Origin of the sequence: Streptomyces sp. WM6378 (assembly GCF_001279695.1) — a bacterium.
Classification (GTDB): Bacteria; Actinomycetota; Actinomycetes; order Streptomycetales; family Streptomycetaceae; genus Streptomyces.
Genome location: NZ_LGDD01000173.1, coordinates 1 through 507, shown reverse-complemented (window position 1 = coordinate 507; position 507 = coordinate 1). Strand labels below are relative to the sequence as shown.

General features: G+C 71.8%; 1 pseudogene. It reads right to left on the bottom strand.

The features are described 5' to 3' along the window. Window positions 1–352 precede the first annotated feature (352 nt). A pseudogene (locus ADK54_RS44865) lies at window positions 353–507 on the bottom strand (4-hydroxy-3-methylbut-2-en-1-yl diphosphate synthase); the annotation flags it as partial.

Here is a 507-nt window from a genome sequence, read left to right as displayed (position 1 = left end):
CCCGGCCCCCCCCGAGGAGCTCCACCCCTCGGCCCCCCAGCGGGGGCTCCGCCCCCTGCACCCCCGGCAGGCCGAGGATGCCCGCATGGGCCAGAACCATGGGTGCGCCGCCGAGCCCCCGTGCCGTCGGGGGCGCGGGGAACTGCGCGAGGAGCGACCGCGCCCCGCAGACGAAACCGGATTGAAAGGCGCGCGAGGAACTGCGCAAGCAACCCCGCACGGCCCGAGGACGAAAACGGGGCTGGGGCCGCGAGGAACTGCGCGAAAAGCGACCACGGCCCGCGCTGAACAGCAAACCGCCCCTCCCCGTATCCCCCGGAGGGTCTCGGGAAGGGGCGGGGTGGGGAAAGGCTCAGCCCGCCACCGACACCTGCGGCTCGCCCGAGGCGATGCCGTCCTTCTCCATCTGCTCGGCGATCTTCATCGCCTCGTCGATCAGCGTCTCCACGATCTTCGACTCCGGGACCGTCTTGATGACCTCGCCCTTCACGAAGATCTGCCCCTTGC